The 15,763-nt window shown below is 70.1% G+C and carries 13 protein-coding genes; 6 read left to right on the top strand and 7 right to left on the bottom strand.

The genetic code is table 11. The features are described 5' to 3' along the window. Positions 1–15: 15 nt before the first annotated feature. On the top strand, positions 16–789 hold the full coding sequence (locus LC438_RS00570; RefSeq protein ID WP_223587494.1) for a hypothetical protein: 774 nt from the start codon (positions 16–18) through the stop codon (positions 787–789). Positions 790–811: 22 nt separating this feature from the next. On the opposite strand, the gene LC438_RS00565 is transcribed toward LC438_RS00570, so the two are convergent. From LC438_RS00565 to LC438_RS00545, 5 genes are all read right to left on the bottom strand, one after another. Next, the gene (locus LC438_RS00565) at positions 812–1,210 is read right to left on the bottom strand and encodes a DUF779 domain-containing protein (protein ID WP_223585496.1); all 399 of its coding nucleotides are present in this window, start codon (positions 1,208–1,210) and stop codon (positions 812–814) included. Next, entirely contained in the window at positions 1,210–2,760 is a 1,551-nt protein-coding gene (locus LC438_RS00560; protein ID WP_223585495.1) for an aldehyde dehydrogenase family protein, read from the bottom strand. Before LC438_RS00560 ends, LC438_RS00565 begins: the two co-directional genes overlap by 1 nt. Positions 2,761–2,908: 148 nt before the next feature. Continuing rightward, positions 2,909–4,240 carry a GAF domain-containing protein gene (locus LC438_RS00555; protein ID WP_105676737.1) on the bottom strand — a complete coding sequence of 444 codons (1,332 nt, stop codon included), beginning with the start codon at positions 4,238–4,240 and terminating at the stop codon, positions 2,909–2,911. A 444-nt stretch (positions 4,241–4,684) separates the two neighbouring features. Further along, entirely contained in the window at positions 4,685–6,112 is a 1,428-nt protein-coding gene (locus tag LC438_RS00550) for a CCA tRNA nucleotidyltransferase (RefSeq protein ID WP_223585494.1), read from the bottom strand. A gap of 210 nt (positions 6,113–6,322) precedes the next feature. Further along, complete coding sequence (locus LC438_RS00545) at positions 6,323–6,616, bottom strand: hypothetical protein (RefSeq protein ID WP_223585493.1); 294 nt, start codon at positions 6,614–6,616, stop codon at positions 6,323–6,325. A gap of 142 nt (positions 6,617–6,758) precedes the next feature. On the opposite strand from LC438_RS00545, the gene LC438_RS00540 reads away from it, so the two are divergent. The 5 genes from LC438_RS00540 (at position 6,759) to LC438_RS00520 (ending at position 12,621) form a co-directional block, all read left to right on the top strand. Then, positions 6,759–9,305 (top strand): fibronectin type III domain-containing protein, encoded by a 2,547-nt coding sequence (locus LC438_RS00540; RefSeq protein ID WP_223585492.1) that lies wholly within the window; start codon positions 6,759–6,761, stop codon positions 9,303–9,305. 102 nt (positions 9,306–9,407) lie between these two features. Further along, positions 9,408–11,159: an alkaline phosphatase family protein gene (locus LC438_RS00535; RefSeq protein ID WP_223585491.1), complete on the top strand. Its 1,752-nt coding sequence runs from the start codon at positions 9,408–9,410 to the stop codon at positions 11,157–11,159. Then, positions 11,156–11,650 (top strand): GNAT family N-acetyltransferase, encoded by a 495-nt coding sequence (locus LC438_RS00530; RefSeq protein WP_223585490.1) that lies wholly within the window; start codon positions 11,156–11,158, stop codon positions 11,648–11,650. The genes LC438_RS00535 and LC438_RS00530 overlap by 4 nt, the downstream gene beginning before the upstream one ends. A 50-nt stretch (positions 11,651–11,700) precedes the next feature. Then, positions 11,701–12,144 (top strand): hypothetical protein, encoded by a 444-nt coding sequence (locus LC438_RS00525; protein ID WP_105677195.1) that lies wholly within the window; start codon positions 11,701–11,703, stop codon positions 12,142–12,144. Positions 12,145–12,261: 117 nt separating this feature from the next. Continuing rightward, positions 12,262–12,621: a hypothetical protein gene (locus LC438_RS00520; RefSeq protein WP_223585489.1), complete on the top strand. Its 360-nt coding sequence runs from the start codon at positions 12,262–12,264 to the stop codon at positions 12,619–12,621. A 50-nt stretch (positions 12,622–12,671) separates the two neighbouring features. Here LC438_RS00520 and LC438_RS00515 read toward each other — a convergent pair whose 3' ends face one another. Beyond that, positions 12,672–14,600: a collagen binding domain-containing protein gene (locus LC438_RS00515; protein ID WP_223585488.1), complete on the bottom strand. Its 1,929-nt coding sequence runs from the start codon at positions 14,598–14,600 to the stop codon at positions 12,672–12,674. A 100-nt stretch (positions 14,601–14,700) separates the two neighbouring features. After that, on the bottom strand, positions 14,701–15,759 hold the full coding sequence (locus LC438_RS00510) for an LLM class flavin-dependent oxidoreductase (RefSeq protein WP_223585487.1): 1,059 nt from the start codon (positions 15,757–15,759) through the stop codon (positions 14,701–14,703). Positions 15,760–15,763: the final 4 nt, after the last annotated feature.

Here is a 15,763-nt window from a genome sequence, read left to right as displayed (position 1 = left end):
CCATCGAGGAGAGACATGAATCTGCGCGCATTCGGCGGCGTCGCCGCGACCACGGGCCTGCTGGTGATCGGAGGGGTGTGCACCGCGGCGCCTGCGTCCGCATCGGCACCCGCCTACAGCACCGTGACCGCGTCCGGCTGCGACACCACGACGGGCACGCAGTGGGTCACCTGGGCGCCCACCGTCCAGGGCGGTGCGGTGCAGCCGCTGAACGACGACTTCTTCGTGCAGGAGGCGTACGGCACGGACGGCGGCGAGTGGGGCGACATCACGCCGTCTGTCGCCTTCCGCTGGGATGACCCGACGATCTCGGTGACGGGAATCCCCGGCGCCACCATCGAGGGAGGGATGATCATCCGCGACGAAGAGGGGCACCTGGCGAGCCTGTCGTTCACGGGACTCGCCGGCGACTGTGCTGTCGTCGCTCCCGAGCCCGAGCCCGAGCCCGTAGACCCTGTCACGCCGGTCGACCCCGGGGTTCCCGCGGACCCCGGAACCCCGGCGGCGCCGGAGACGCCCACCGAGCCCGAGACGCCGGTCGTCCCCGAAGCGCCGGTGGAGCCTGCCGCCCCGGTCGACCCGGCGACTCCCGCTGCGCAGGCCGCAGTTCCCACGGTGCCGGTATCGGCTTCTGGGGCGAGCGCGACCCCCACCGGGCACGCCGCGTCCGAACTGGCATCGACGGGCGCCGACATCCCCGCACCGCTGATCGCCGGAGCGGTCCTGCTGACCGCCGTCGGGAGCGCACTCGCTCTGCGGCGCCCCCGACGTGCGGATCAGACGTCGTAGCCCGCCGACGTCACAGCGACCATCACCGGACCTCTGCCGCTGCTCGGAGGCCGAAGTGCTCCAGCTCCGCCGCGTCGAGCATGCGCGAACGGATGAGGAACCGCATCCCCGTCGGCCCCTCGACGCTGAACCCTGCGCCGCGGCCCGGCACGACGTCGATCGTCAGGTGCGTGTACTTCCAGTACTCGAACTGCGACGCCGACATGAACACCTCGACCGGAGCATCCAGCCCCACGTCGAGGGCGCCGAGCAGCACGTCCCCCGGCCCCGTGATGAACATCCCCACCGGGTAGCACATGGGTGCAGAGCCGTCGCAGCATCCGCCCGACTGATGGAACATCAGCGGTCCGTGCTGCACGGTGAGGTCGCGGACGAGGGATGCCGCGGCATCCGTCACGTCGACCCGCCGGAACACGGTCATCAGAAGAATCCCATCGGGCCTTCCGCGTACGAGACCAGGAGGTTCTTGGTCTGCTGGTAGTGGTCGAGCATCATCTTGTGGTTCTCGCGGCCGACGCCCGACTGCTTGTAGCCGCCGAACGCGGCGTGCGCCGGGTACTGGTGATACGTGTTCGTCCAGACGCGGCCGGCCTCGATCGCCCGCCCCGCGCGGTAGGCGGTGTCTCCGCTGCGGCTCCAGACTCCGGCTCCGAGACCGTAGAGGGTGTCGTTGGCGATCGAGATCGCGTCGGCGAAATCGTCGAAGGAGGTCACCGACAGGACGGGCCCGAAGATCTCCTCCTGGAAGATGCGCATGTCGTTCGTGCCCTCGAACACGGTCGGCGCGACGTAGAAGCCTCCGCTGAGGTCGCCGCCGAGGTCGACCCGCTCACCGCCCGCGAGCAGCCGAGCCCCGCCCTGCTTCCCGATGTCGATGTAGCTGAGGATCTTCTCCAGCTGGTCGTTCGAGGCCTGCGCGCCGATCATCGTGGCGGGGTCGAGCGGGTTGCCCTGCATGACCTTGCCGACCCGCTCGAGGCCGTCGGCGAGGAAGCCGTCGTAGATCGATCGCTGGATGAGGGCGCGCGAGGGGCAGGTGCAGACCTCGCCCTGGTTCAGCGCGAACATCGTGAAGCCCTCGAGCGCCTTGTCGTAGAAGGGATCGGAGGTGGAGCTGGCGACATCCTCGAAGAAGACGTTCGGGCTCTTCCCTCCGAGTTCGAGAGTCACGGGGATGAGGTTCTGCGAGGCGTACTGCATGATCAGCCGGCCGGTGGTGGTCTCTCCGGTGAAGGCGACCTTGCGGATGCGCTTGTGCTGCGCGAGCGGGGCGCCGGCCTCGATCCCGAATCCGTTCACGATGTTCACGACGCCCGCGGGCAGCAGGTCCCCGATGATCTCGAACAGGAACAGGAGGGATGCCGGTGTCTGCTCGGCCGGCTTGATGACGATGCAGTTGCCCGCGGCGAGCGCGGGCGCCAGCTTCCACACCGCCATGAGGATCGGGAAGTTCCACGGGATGATCTGGCCGACCACACCCAGCGGCTCGTGGAAGTGGTACGCCACGGTGTTCTCGTCGAGCTGGCTGATGCCGCCCTCCTGCGCCCGCAGCACGCCGGCGAAGTAGCGGAAGTGGTCGATCGCGAGGGGGATGTCGGCCGCCAGCGTCTCGCGCACGGGCTTGCCGTTCTCCCAGGTCTCGGCGATCGCGATCTCCTCGAGGTGCTGCTCCATGCGGTCGGCGATCCGGTTCAGGATCACGGAGCGCTCGGTCGGGCTCGTCTTCCCCCAGCCGGCGAACGCCTTCCAGGCGACGTCCACCGCGCGGTCGATGTCCTCGGCGGTGCCTCGTCCGACCTCCGTGAACGGCTTGCCGTTGACGGGGCTGACGTTCTCGAAGTACTGGCCCTTGGCCGGTTCCACGAACTCCCCGCCGATGTAGTGGCCGTAGCGGTGACGATAGTTCGCGACGGCTCCGGGCTGGCCGGGCGCGGCGTAGGCGGTGGACACGTCTTCTTCGACGATGGTCATCGTGGTCTCCTTCGACGGGGCCGCGGCGTCGGTGCTCGGCGGCTGTGCTCCGACGGTAGGCCGCGCGGGGTTGCGGTCCGGTTGCGCACCGTTGCGTGCGGTTGCACCCGGCACCACGCGGCCGTGCCCGAGAGCCGCGCGCGGGGCCTCAGCCCTCGTCGAGCCGCTCGATGCGCGCGACGAGACCGGCCCGCTTCGGCGAACGAGCGGGCAGCATCTCCAACGCCAGACGCAGCACCTCGATGTCGTTCTGCCCCTCGGGGATCTCCGCGTACGCGAGCAGCACGTCGAGGCTGGCCTCCGAAACCATCACCTCGCGCAGAGTCGCCCTGACCGCGTCGCGGAACTCCTCCACCCCCGGCGACGTCGACTCCGGCAGCACCGGTCCTCGATAGGCCGTGAGGGCGACGCGGTGAGCGCCGCGGTCGAGGAGCGACAGCACGTCCTGAGCATCCGTCTCCAACGTCATCGGCAGCCGGTACGGCCGCGATTCGGGGATGAGCCCGGATGCCGCACCGCCGAGCACCTTGCGCAGCCGCACCATCTCGGGCCGCAGCGTGTCGGGCGACGCGCCCTCCCCGTAGACGAGCTCGGCCAGCCGTTCGGCGGAGAGACCGTGCCGATGGACTGCGAGCATGAGCATGATCGCCGCGTGCCGTGCACTGAGCTCGATGACCTGCTCGCCGAGCTCGGTCTCGGTCTCCAGGCGTGCGCGGTCCCGACCGAGGACGTGCAGGACGCCCCTCGCCGTCTCGGAGCCGGTCGTCCTCGTCGGCGTCGCCGGAGGGCGCGGCGCCTCGGCGCGCTCGCGCAACCGTGTCACCATCAGCTCCGACTCGACGGCCCTGGCCGTGGCGTCGACGAGCAGACGCGCCTGACGCGAGACCACCTCGTCTCCGCCGGTGATGTCGATCACGCCGAGCACGCGCTGCGTCTCCGGGTCGCGCACCGGCGCCGCCGTGCACGACCACGGATGCACCAGGCGGTTGTAGTGCTCCGCGCCGCGGATCTGCACGGACTCGCCCAGTGCGAGCGCGGTGCCGGGCGCCGCGGTGCCGACGGCATCCTCCGCCCAGTTGGCGCCGGCGACGAAGCCCATGTCGCCGGTGAGGGACCTCAGGCGGCGGTCGCCCTCGACCCAGAGCAGACGGCCGGCCTGATCGCCGACCGCGATGATGACACCGGAGTCCTCTGACTCACCGGGCAGCAGCAGCGCCCGGATCAGATCCATCGCGGAGGCGAGAGGGTGCGAGAGGCGGTACCTCTCCAGCTCCTCCTCCGCGAGCTCCAGAGACGGAGCCCCCTCGGGGCCGACGCGGCCGCGCCACGACCGCTCCCACGACGCACGCACCAGCGGGCGCACCTGCTGCAGTCGGCGGTCGTCGAGATTGCCCGCGATGAGCTCCTCGTGGGCACGCTCGATCAGAAGACGTGACGCCTCTGGAAGCGCGTCGCGTGACGCGTTCCATGACGCTGCCACTGCGGTCTCCGATCATCGTGAACGGGGCGATTCTCAGTGTACGAGCCGGAGGCCTCCGGGGGAACAGCATCCCCGCTCCCGCGTGCCCCGTCGCCCCGGCATCCCCCCTGCACTTCCGTCCTGCCCCGCCGCGCCGGCATCCCGCCGTGCTGCCGCCGTCCCTGCCGTCCCGCCGTCCTGCCAGACCATCCCGTCGAGGGGTCGCGAAGCGTCGGATGCCGTGGCCTCGATGCCGCGTTTCTTGACCCCTCGGCACGGAAGAGCCTCATCACCGCGGCGCTGAAGCAGCAGCGAGTATCGGACGATCGCACGAATATCGGACGGGATGCCGGGAATCGTCCGATATCCGCGACATCGTCCGAAGAGCGCGACGAACCCGACGAACCCGACGACTCACGCAGCGACCGACCCCGCGCGGCGACTCGCGCAGCGGCTGACTGAGGATCAGCCCCGCGCGGCCCACCAGTCGCGCAGGCGCTGCTCGGCGGCATCCGTTCCGATGACGCCCTCGTCGAGGCGCAGGTCGAGCAGGAAGCGGTAGGCCTCGCCGACCTCGCGCCCGGGGGCGATGCCGAGGATCTCCTGGATGCGGTTGCCGTCGATCTCCGGACGGATGCTGTCGAGCTCCTCCTGCTCGCGGAGAGCGGCGATGCGCGACTCGATGTCGTCGTAGGCGGCGGAGAGACGTGCGGCCTTGCGCTTGTTGCGCGTGGTCACGTCGGCGCGGGTGAGGATGTGCAGGCGCTCCAGCAGGTCGCCGGCGTCACGCACGTAGCGGCGCACGGCGGAGTCCGTCCATGCGCCCTCGGAGTAGCCGAAGAAGCGGAGGTGCAGCTCGATCAGCGTGGCGACGGCATCCGTCGTCCCCGTGTCGAACCGCAGCGCCTGCAGCCGCTTGCGCGCCATGCGAGAGCCGACGACGTCGTGGTGGTGGAAGGTGACGATGCCGCCGTCCTCCAGCTTGCGCGTGCGGGGCTTGCCGATGTCGTGCAGCAGCGCCGCGATGCGCAGTGCGACGTCGGGCTCGGCGCCGGGGTGACGCGCGTGCTCCAGCGCGATCGCCTGGGTGAGCACGGTGAGGGAGTGCTCGTAGACGTCCTTGTGGTGGTGGTGCTCGTCGGCTTCGAGGCGCAGCGCGCTCACCTCGGGCAGGAACTCCTCGATCAGCCCGGTGTCGACGAGCACCCGGATGCCGCGCACCGGATCGTCGGTCTGCATGAGCCGAACGAGCTCGGACTGGACGCGCTCGGGGCTGACGATCTTCAGCGTCTCGCGCAGCTCCGTGATCGCCGCGGTGGTCTTCTCCTCGATGCGGAAGCCGAGCTGTGCGCTGAAGCGCGCGCCGCGGAGCATCCGCAGCGGATCGTCGCCGAAGGAGACATGCGGGTCGGTCGGCGTACGGAGGAGACCCGCGACGAGGTCTTCGACACCGCCCGTCGGGTCGACGAGCTTCACGGCGGGAACCTGCAGGGCCATCGCGTTCACGGTGAAATCGCGGCGGATCAGGTCGCCGTCGATGGTGTCGCCGAACTCGACCGTGGGCTTGCGGGTCACGCCGTCGTAGCTGTCGGCGCGGTAGGTCGTGATCTCCACCTGCTCGCCCTGCACGCGCGCGCCGATCGTCCCGAACGCGCGGCCGATGTCCCAGTGCGCGGTGGAGATCGGCTTCACGATGCGGAGGATGTCGTCGGGCAGCGCGTTCGTGGTGAAGTCGAGGTCGTGCGTCGCACGCCCCAGCAGCGCGTCGCGCACCGGACCGCCGACGACGGCGAGGTCGAAGCCGGCGGCGTCGAACGCCTCGGCGAGGGTGCGGACGACCGGATTCTCGGCGAGCGCACCGAGACGAGTGAGGCCGTCAGCCATGTTGAGCATGGGTTCCAGCGTACCGGGCGGGCGTTCGGCATCCCTCGGCTCGGCCACAGATTTCGGGCGCCGTCATCGTCCACCGCCGAGCACAGATTCGGATCCCGGTTCCGACACGCCGCGCCGCGGCGGTAGGCCGCGGCGTGTCGTGCGACAGCTCCGAAACCGTGCTCGGTGCGTCGGGCGGTCAGAAGCGGATGCCGTCAGAACCGGATGCCGTCAGAACAGCGGATTCTCGGCGCGGGCCTGGGCGACGGCGCGAGTCCGTGCGCGCATGTGCCGGTTGAGGATGATGCTGAGCGCGAAGCCGCCGAGGAGGACAATGCTGAAGAGCACGATTCTGCCGGATTCCCGGTCGACGATCTTGAACACCAAGACGAGCACAACGACGATAGCGAGAAGGCCACCCTCGATCGCCGCGAACACGATGAACGTACGGACCAGACGGGCGGTGTAGTCCTTCTCCACCGCGGCCACGGGGTCGGCGATGAACGAGTCGTCAGCGGGGCTCATGCCGTCAACCGTAGCCGCGTCAGCCGAGTTCACCTGCGCGCCTCCTGGCGGTCAGCCGGAGGTCATCCGGGTTCGATGGGCTGAGGACGCCCCGTGCGGCTCGAGCACGGAAATCCCCACCCTCCCCACGAAGGACTGGATCATGACCTCCCCCACCCCCGCGGTGCGGCGGCGGCGACACGGGCTCGCGTCCGTGGCGCTCCTCGCGCTGTTCGGCGGCGCCGTCGTCGCCCCCGCGGCGACCGCCGCGACCGCAGCACCGACCGTCCCCACCGGTTCACTGATCACCGCCGACACCACCTGGCACTATCTCGACGACGGCACCGATCCGTCGCCGAAGCCCGCGGCACTGCGCGCCTGGACCCTCCCCGAGTACGACGACGCCGCCTGGAAGACCGCGCCGGGCTCGTTCGGCGCGAAGAACGGCGCACTCGCACCGGTCGGCCCGGTCACGCCGAAGACCCTGCTCAACCACTACATCGACGGTCAGGCGAAGCCGACCGTCCCGACCTACTTCTTCCGCACGACCTTCGAGCTCGGCAGCGGCGTCGCCGAGAAGGTCGCCTCCCTCTCCAGCACGATCACCTACGACGACGCGATCGTCGTGTGGGTCAACGGCACCGAGGTCGGCCGCTACGTCGACGCCCGCATCACCGACACCACCAACCTCGAGTACGCCGGCGCCTCCGCCGGCGACCCGGCGACCAGCACCCTCGCCGCCGCAGGCGACATCCTCCGCGACGGCACGAACACGATCGCGGTCGCGCTCTATCAGGACCGCGAGTCGAGCTCGGACATCTACTTCGACATGTCCTCGCTAACACTGACGGGCAAGGCCGACCCCGGCACGCCCGTCGTGTCCCCGCCGACCCGCGTCATCCTCACCCCGACCGAGAAGCCCGACGTCTCGCAGGCGTTCTCCTGGCTCGCCGGCGACGCCTCCCACGCCGTGGGACAGGTCGAGATCGCACCGGCATCCGGCGGCTCCACCCGCACGGTCGACGCCTACGACGCCGGTGTGGCGAACGGCAATCCGAACCACCACTTCTCCACGACCGTCACCGGGCTCACCCCCGCGACCTCGTACCGCTACCGCGTCGGACTCCCCGGCAGCTGGAGCGACTGGTTCGAGTTCCGGACGGCCGACCCGAAGGCGACGGACTTCCAGTTCATCTACTACGGCGACGCGCAGATCGGCCTCGACACCACCTGGCCGAGCGTCGTGAAGCAGGCCGAGGCGAATGCTCCCCGCTCGATCGGCTCCGTCCACGCGGGCGACCTCATCAACACGTCCAGCAACGAGAACGAGTGGCTCAACTGGTTCAAGGGCATGAAGGACTCCGCCGTGCGGACCAACGTCATGGCCGCGCCCGGCAACCACGAGTACTCCGGCGACAAGCTGCTCACGGCCTGGAAGGCGAACTTCGAGTACCCGCACAACAACCCGTCGACCGGCTCGGTCGGCGAGCTCGCGAACCTCGCACAGGGCGACACCGATGTGGCGCGCCAGTACCGGGCGTTCTTCGACCACTGGAGCAGCTTCGCCGCCGAGACCGCGTACTACACGGACTACCAGGGCGTGCGCTTCATCACGCTGAACGCGACCCGCGACAAGACGTTCCTCACCCCGCCCGGACTCCCTTCGTGCACCGGTGCGGAGTGCCCGGCGAACCAGATCGACGTGCTATGGACCCGCTTCCAGGGCGCCTGGGTCGACCTGCTGCTGCAGAACAGCCCGTCGAAGTGGAACGTCGTCACGTTCCACCAGCCGGTGTTCTCGGCGTCAGAGGGTCGCGACGAGCCGGTGCTGCGCGCCGACTGGCTGCCGATCTTCCAGCGCAACGACATCGACCTCGTGCTCATGGGCCACGACCACGTCTACGCCCGCGGCTACGTGAACGCCGATGCCACAGACACCCCCGGTCTCACCACCGGCCCGGTGTACGTGGTGTCGAACTCGGGTGCGAAGTACTACGACCTCGAGACCCCGGAGAAGAACGTCTGGACCAACAACGGCGCCACGCAGGTGCTGCGCGGTCAGGGCGTCACGACGTATCAGGTGATCGACGTGTCGAAGAACCAGCTCGTCTACCGCTCCTATGTCGCCGAGAAGACCGCGAGCTCCACGACCGACCTCCCCGTCGGCGCCGTCTACGACACCTTCACGGTGACCAAGTCGGATGCCGGTGAGAAGTGGGTCACCGAGAAGGGTGTCACTCCCCCGGTGACGCCGGAGCCGGAGGACCCCGCGAAGGTCGAGCTGAGCGCGGCATCCGTCGTCGCCGGCGGCACCGTCTCGGTCACCGGCACCGGGTTCGCCGCCGATGCGAAGCTGGCGCTCGAGCTGCACTCCGACCCGGTGTCTCTGGGCACGGTCGAGGCCGATGCGAACGGGGCGTTCACCCGCACCGTGACGATCCCGGCGAGCACCCCGGCGGGCGCCCACGCGCTCGTCGCCGTGCTGCCCGACGGCACCGAGGTCACCGCACCGATCACCGTCACCGCCGCGTCGACCGGAGAGGTCGTCACGCCCGGCGGCGCGACCGGCGGCGCCGCGAAGGGCGACCTCGCCACGACCGGCGCCGACAGCACGCCGTACATCGTCACGGCGGTCGTGCTGCTCGCTCTGGGCCTCGGCCTTGTGGCGCTGCGCCGTCGTCGCCTGACGCAGGCGGAGTCCGCGGAGTAGTCCGCCGCGCACGCCGGAGGGCGCCGTCGGGGCTTCGGCCCCGGCGGCGCCCTCTGCGTGCAGCTCGGCCGGCGTCGGGCATCACGGTCGTAGGATCGGCTCGTGGCACAAGACGATTCCTCTGCGGGCACCGACCGGCGAGGCTTCCTCAAGATCGGCGGTGCGGCGCTGGCGGGCGCCGTGATCGGCGGTGCGGGCGGCGCGGCGATCGGCGCCTCGCTCGCGGGCGGCGGAGGCGACGACGGATTCGTCTCGGATCCCGACCCGCTCTCGGCCCTTCGTCCGCGCAGCGAGCCCGGTTTCGACCACATCGTCGTCCTGATGGGCGAGAACCGATCGTTCGACAACCTGCTGGGCTACCTCTACACGCCGGAGAGCGTCCCGGCCGGAGAGACCTTCGACGGACTCGCCTTCGGCACGCACAGCAACACGGCTCCGGACGGCACGGTGGTCGAGGCGCACGTCTACCAGGGGCCCACCGACCGGATCATGAGCCTCCCCGACCCGGATCCCGGCGAGGAGTACCCGCACGTCAACACCCAGCTCTTCGGCACGATCGACCCTCCGGGCAACGCCGACCTCTTCGTCGACGGGATGAGCGCCCCGTTCAACGCCCCGACCCACGGCGAGAAGGCCGACATGTCGGGGTTTCTGAAGGACTACTTCGTGAACGTCCGCCGACTACGCCGCGGTGTCGAACCGGGCATCGACGAGGCCAGGCACATCATGGGCTCGTTCTCACCGGAGATGCTGCCGGTGCTGTCGACGCTCGCGACGGAGTTCGCCGTCTTCGACCACTGGTACGCGGCGGTGCCGTCGCAGACCTTCTGCAACCGTTCGTTCTTCCACGCGTCGACCTCGCACGGCTTCGTCACGAACGTCGCCGGCGGCGGGTACCGGAAGTGGCTGGATGCTCCGGAGGCGCCGACGGTCTTCAACCGCTTGGAAGACGCCGGTGTGCGCTGGAAGGTCTACATCGACAAGCTGCAGCTGGTGTCGTTCACGGGGATGCTGCACGCCGCGGCCCTCGAGAAGTACTGGCGCACCGATCGCTTCGGCACGATGGAGGACTTCTACGCGGACGCGAAGAACGGCACCCTCCCCGCATACGCGTTCATCGAGCCGCGCATGGTCTACGACCACAACGACTTCCACCCGCCGTTCGGCGTGCTGCGGGAGGGGGAGGTCGACGGCGACCCGGTGCTCGACAGTGCGATCTCCGATGTGCGCGCAGGCGACCGGCTCGTGCACGACGTCTACGAGGCCGTGCGCACCAGCGCGTCGCCCGAGGGCTCGAACGCGGTCAACACTCTGCTGCTGATCACCTTCGACGAGCACGGCGGATGCTACGACCACGTGCCCCCGCCCGCGGCCACGAAGCCCACGCCCGACAGCGGTCCAGGGGAGATGGGGTTCACCTTCGACCGCCTCGGATGCCGCGTGCCCGCGATCGCCGTGTCGGCCTACACGAAGCGCGGCACCGTCATCCACGACGAGATGCACCACGGATCCGTCACCGCGACGCTCTCCCGGCTGCACGGCCTGAAGCCCCTGAACGAGCGCGACGCCTCGGCCCGCACGCTGCAGAACGTGGTGAATCTCGACCGTCCGCGGCATCCGTCCGACTGGCCGGTGACGGTTCCCGCCTACACGCCGCCGAATCCCGAGCAGGCCCCACCCGCAGCGGCCGACCACGACCGCCCTCTCACCCCGCCGGCTCGCGGACTCCTCGGACTCCTCATCGCACGATACGGCCGCCCGGACGAACCCGAACCCGAGACGTTCGCCGACGCCTACCGCCTGCTGCACGAGCACGGCGAGGAGCTCTTCGGCCCGCCGGATGACGGCGCATGATCGTCACCGAGCGGCTGACGCTGCGGCCCTGGACGATGGCGGATGCCGGGTTCCACCGCGAGCTGTGGCTGGAACGCGATCCGCGGGTACCTCCGCATCGCAGGATCGACGCCGACGGCCACCCGACGGTCGAGGAACTCGCCGAGCGGATCCGCCGCTCGCCGCATGAGGGCCCGATCGGCACCCTGGTCGTCGAGCTGCGCGAATCGGGCGAGCGGCTGGGCTACTGCGGGCTGATCGAGGGCGAGCCCGACCCCGAGATCGCCTACGAGTTCCTGCGCAGGCACTGGGGGCGCGGCTACGCGACCGAGAGCGCGGAGGCGATCGTGGAGGGCGCCCGCGCCGCGGGGATACCCCGGCTTCGCGCTTCGGTGTGGGAGTGGAACACCGCGTCACGCCGGGTGCTGGGGCGGCTGGGCTTCGCCGAGACCGGTCCCCACCGGATCGACCCCGAGCGGGGGCGCTCGCTGATGACGATGCGGGAGCTCTGAACGGCGCCCTCCGCCTGACGGCACGCTCCGCGGAACGCTAGCGTAGGCGCATGGCCGACTCCGACAGCACGGGCAGACGCCTGCTCGCACCCGAGCACGTCGTCGATGTGTTCGTGTACGTGGTGGTGCTCAACCTCGCCGTCGAGTACGTGCCGGCGGTCATCACGGAGACGTTCACGATGTCGCTCCTCACGGCCGTCCTCCTCAAGGTGGTCCTGGAGATCGTGCTGGCGGCGAAGAACCGTCTCAAGCGCCGATTCGCGGCCGCGACGACGACCGGCGGCAAGGTGCTCGCCGGCGGAACGCTGTGGCTCGTGCTCGTCGGAAGCAAGTTCGTCGTGCTCGAGCTGATCGCCCTCGTGTTCGGCAGCAGCGTGAGCCTCGGCGGCTTCTGGTCGGTCACGGGACTGATCCTCGCGCTCCTCCTCGCCCGCGCCGGCGTGCGACTCCTCCTGCGGACGGATGCCGCTGACGCCGACTCCCCGGCAGCCTGAGCGTCAGGATCCGTCGCGACCTTCGTCGGCGCGCCGATGCGCTGATCGGTCCTGCGTCAGCGATCGCGATGGCGCGGTCCGCAGCCTGCAGAATCCTCGGACAGCTACTCTCGACACATGAAGCGTGCACTCGTCGGATCTGCGGTCCTGCTTCTGCTGACGCCGCTTCTCACGGGGTGCCTGGGTGACTACTTCGCCTCAGGTGAGTGCGATGATCTCGCCGGCGAACTGTCACCGGTCATCGAGGAGTCCCTCGGATCCGCCCCGACGATCGACAGCACCTGGGGTGATGGAGGAATGACGCCGTGGTGCGTGATCGAGGTCACGACGGCCGACGTCTATTCACCGGAGGACGTGCGCCTCACCGCGCTGAGGTCGGACGTGGAGGCCGGGACACGCAGCTGGCCCAGTGACGTGGTCATCACGATCCACATAAGCGCGGCGGACAGCATCGAAGTGCTGTCACCCGCAGACTGAACCGACCCGACACCGGACTGGCGTCGTCGGCGCGCCGATGCGATGCCTCGTCAGTCGCCCTTCGAGCGTCGACGCGAGAGCACCACGAGCACACCGCCGAGGATGAGCACCGCGGCGCCGATGCCGGCCCACACGAACGTCTCGGGGCCGAGTCCGGTCGCGGGCAGACGGTTGCCTCCGGTCGACGGGACGCTCGGGGTCGAGGTCGGGGTGACGACTGCGGCGGCGACGGTGAAGTCCTGGTCGACGACGACCTCTCCGGCGTCGGTGATGACGACGGTCCGGGTGGCGGCGCCGACCACGGTGCCGCCCGCGGGCGGCGTCACGGTGATCGTGTAGCTGCCTGGTGGGAGGGCGCCGAGGCCGTAGGCGCCGTCGGCATCCGTCGTCAGCTGCTGCGTTCCACCGGGACCGGAGACCGAGATCACGACGCCGGACACCGCGGCGCCGCCGTCGGTGCGCACGGTGCCGTCGATCGCGCCGAGGCGCACCAGCGCGAAGTCCACGTCGTCGACGTCGCCTTCGATGACGTTCTCGTCCCGCGAGACCGCACCCGATGCCGCGTACCCGTCCGGCACCTCGACGGCGACGGTGTACTCGCCGAGCGGAAGCCGCGGGAAGGAGTAGTCGCCGTTCGCGTCGGTCACCGTGCTGAGCGGGGTGCCGCCCGGACCGGATGCCGTCACCGTCACTCCCGCGACGCCAGAGCCCCCCGCGCGCACGGTTCCGCTGAGCGTCGGGTTCTCGGCGAGACGGAAGTCGACGCCGGTGATGGGCGTCTCGCTGCCGTCCGCGACGGTGAAGGGAGGCGGAGTCGTGACGATCGTGTAGCCGTCCGGTCTGGTGATCGTGGCGCTGTGCGTGCCGACGGGAACCTTGTCGAAGAGGTACTGGCCGTCGGCATCCGTCGTCGTCGTGCGCCCGTCGATCGTGACGGTGAGACCGGCGATGGGCGTGCCGTCGGTGTCGGTGACCCGTCCGGACACCGTGACGGGCACGATGTCGCGCACCGTGAAGTCGGCGACCCCGTCGGCATCCGTGAGGTCGACCGTCTGCGCGTTCGGACCCTCGGAGATCTTGCCCGCCGGAGGGGCGACGCGCACGGTGTAGCCGTCGGTCGCCACGACACCGGGGAAGGAGTAGGTACCGCCCGCCGCCGTCGTGGTCGTGCCGACGACGGCGCCGTTCGCATCGGTGAGCGTGAGCTCGACGCCGTCCAGCGGACCCTCGGCCGTGTCGGTCACGGTGCCGGTGACGTCGCGGGCGAGGGAGGCGAACCACGTCTGGTAGACGGGGAGACCCGCGCGACGTGTGAACACGAACGAGAGCGACACGATCGGCGTCGAGGGCTCGAACCAGCCCGCGGCGCCGCTCGTGTCGGCGGCGGCCGCGTTGCCCGTGAGGGTGAGGGTGCCCGCATCCCATGTCGGGACGTCTGCGGCATCGCCCGTGCAGGACGGCTTGCCGACGACACCCGGGGCGCAGTAGTTGAAGCCGCCGCGGAAGCCCAGCTCCGTCGCGTCGAGCACGTGCCCGTCGGCGGCGACGGCGTGGATGCGTACAGCGTCGGCGTCGATGTCGCCGAGCACGAAGGTCCAGCCGGATGCCGGGGTCGGAGCTGCGAAGGAGTAGGTCGTCGTCGACGGGCTGGTGGCGTTGTCGGCTTTCGGACGGAGGTTCAGGTACGGCTGGTTCAGGCTGCTGCCGTACTTCGCGCCGACCGGCGTGCCCTCCGAGAGCCAGGTGGAGGCTCCCGTGATGACGCCGACCTGGCCGCCACGGGAGTCGCTCGTCACCGTCGCGGTCACCGCGGGTTTCGCCGCGATCTGCACCGCGCTCGTGTAGGCGCCGGGCGCTCCGGCCAGCGGCTGCCACCCCGCCCACGACGTGGTCGTCGCCGCGGCGGCGGGAATCGCCCCCACCAGTGCCGCGATGACGACGATCGCTCCGGCGATGACCCCGCTCCGATACACACGCATGGCGCCCAGCGTACCGATATGCCAGAACGTTGGCGAGGTTCGGGCTGGTGAGCGCAGGCCGGGGCGAAAGGCCGACGACGCTCGCGCCCCGGCGACGGCCTCAGGCGACGGGACCGCCCTGGACGGGTCCTTCGGTGTTCGCCTTCCAGCCGAGTGCGGGGGCCACGTGCTCGGCGAACGCCTCCAGCACGTGCAGGTTGTACTCCGGACCGAGCTGGTTCGGGATCGTCAGCATGAGCGTGTCCGCCGCCATCACGGCCTCGTCCGCGAGCAGCTGCCGGATCAGCACGTCGGGCTCGGCCGCGTAGGTCTTGCCGAAGGTCGAGCGGAAGCCGTCGATCACGCCGATCTGGTCGGCGTTCTCCTCGCTGCGCAGACCGAAGTAGGCCCGGTCCATGTCGGAGACGAGCGGGAACACGCTGCGGCTCACCGAGACGCGCGGGGATCCCGTGTGCCCTGCCTCCTTGTAGGCGGCGCGGAACAGGTCGATCTGCTCGCGCTGCAGCTCGTGGAACGGCTGCCCCGTGGCCTCGGTGACGAGCGTCGAGCTCATCATGTTGAGGCCCTTGCGGCCGGTCTCCTCCGCCGTCGCGCGAGAACCCGAGCCCCACCAGATGTGGTCGCGGAGCGTCGGCGAGTGGGGTTCGACGGCGAGGTAGTGGCCGGCGCCGACCATGCGAGGGTCGCCCGGCGCGAGCCGTTCGCCCTCGATGGCCGAGAGGAACAGGTCGAACTTCTCGCGGGCGAGCACGCTGCCGCGCTCCGGGTCCTCCTGGTCGAGGTATCCGAAGGTCTCGTAGCCGCGCAGAGCGGTCTCGGGTGACCCGCGGCTCACGCCGAGCGCGATGCGGCCGTCGGCGATGAAGTCGAGCGCGGCCGCCTCCTCGGCGAACTGGAACGGGTTCTCGTACCGCATGTCGATCACGCCCGTGCCGACCTCGATGCGCTCCGTGCGCGCAGCCATGGCCGACAGCAGCGGCATGGGCGATGCGGCCTGGCGCGCCCAGTGGTGCACGCGCACGTAGGCGCCGTTCACGCCGAGCTCGTCGGCACCCTCCGCGATCTCGATCGTCTGCTTCAGCATGTCGCCCGCGGTGCGGGTCGTCGAGCCGGGCACATCGCCGTAGTGCCCGAAGGAGAGGAATCCGAAAGCCTTCATATGT

This window comes from Microbacterium sp. OVT16B, from assembly GCF_019969705.1.
Classification (GTDB): Bacteria; Actinomycetota; Actinomycetes; order Actinomycetales; family Microbacteriaceae; genus Microbacterium; species Microbacterium natoriense.
This window is presented reverse-complemented; position numbering and strand designations above follow the sequence as displayed.

Bases quoted from the DNA above. Each gene is read 5' to 3' on its own strand.
- LC438_RS00570 (WP_223587494.1), top strand. From the start codon at position 16: ATGAATCTGCGCGCATTCGGCGGCGTCGCCGCGACCACGGGCCTGCTG.
- LC438_RS00565 (WP_223585496.1), bottom strand. From the start codon at position 1,210: ATGACCGTGTTCCGGCGGGTCGACGTGACGGATGCCGCGGCATCCCTC.
- LC438_RS00560 (WP_223585495.1), bottom strand. From the start codon at position 2,760: ATGACCATCGTCGAAGAAGACGTGTCCACCGCCTACGCCGCGCCCGGC.
- LC438_RS00550 (WP_223585494.1), bottom strand. From the start codon at position 6,112: ATGCTCAACATGGCTGACGGCCTCACTCGTCTCGGTGCGCTCGCCGAG.
- LC438_RS00545 (WP_223585493.1), bottom strand. From the start codon at position 6,616: ATGAGCCCCGCTGACGACTCGTTCATCGCCGACCCCGTGGCCGCGGTG.
- LC438_RS00540 (WP_223585492.1), top strand. From the start codon at position 6,759: ATGACCTCCCCCACCCCCGCGGTGCGGCGGCGGCGACACGGGCTCGCG.
- LC438_RS00530 (WP_223585490.1), top strand. From the start codon at position 11,156: ATGATCGTCACCGAGCGGCTGACGCTGCGGCCCTGGACGATGGCGGAT.
- LC438_RS00525 (WP_105677195.1), top strand. From the start codon at position 11,701: ATGGCCGACTCCGACAGCACGGGCAGACGCCTGCTCGCACCCGAGCAC.
- LC438_RS00520 (WP_223585489.1), top strand. From the start codon at position 12,262: ATGAAGCGTGCACTCGTCGGATCTGCGGTCCTGCTTCTGCTGACGCCG.
- LC438_RS00515 (WP_223585488.1), bottom strand. From the start codon at position 14,600: ATGCGTGTGTATCGGAGCGGGGTCATCGCCGGAGCGATCGTCGTCATC.
- LC438_RS00510 (WP_223585487.1), bottom strand. From the start codon at position 15,759: ATGAAGGCTTTCGGATTCCTCTCCTTCGGGCACTACGGCGATGTGCCC.